The 473-nt window shown below is 60.0% G+C and carries 1 protein-coding gene; it reads right to left on the bottom strand.

All coding sequences use genetic code 11. The features are described from left to right. Positions 1–3: 3 nt before the first annotated feature. Positions 4–473 (bottom strand): methyltransferase (locus EOA28_RS38120; protein ID WP_148671231.1); only part of this gene is annotated, 470 nt, incomplete at its 5' end.

Here is a 473-nt window from a genome sequence, read left to right on the forward strand (position 1 = left end):
GTATCAGGGCTTTCGCCGCTCAAACACCAGAACTCTGTCATTGCCGCCGAGGTCGCGATGTGTTCCGGTTAACACATAGCCCGCTGCCGCGAATATTCCGCTGACCTCGTTTTTCTGCGTGTGGCCGATCTCGACCGCTACCCTGCCTTGCGTTTCCAGAAATCCTGCCGCTTCGGCGGCGATGACCCGGTAGGGGTCCAAACCATCCGCACCACCATCCAAGGCCCGGTGCGGGTCGAAATCGCGGACCTCGTCCTGCAGATTTCCAATCTCTCGACTGGGTATATAGGGAGGGTTCGAGGCAATTACATGGTAGGAGCCCGAAACTTTTTCGAACCAGTTGGAATGCAAGGCTTTGAAGCGCCCGCCGAGCCCCAGATCCCGGGCATTTCCGGCCGCAGTCGCCAATGCGTCTGGTGAAATGTCGACGCCCGTCGCGGTGGCAACCGGAACGGCGTTGAGCAGGGCCAGCG

Source organism: Mesorhizobium sp. M2A.F.Ca.ET.067.02.1.1 (assembly GCF_004023285.1).
Taxonomy (GTDB): Bacteria; Pseudomonadota; Alphaproteobacteria; order Rhizobiales; family Rhizobiaceae; genus Mesorhizobium.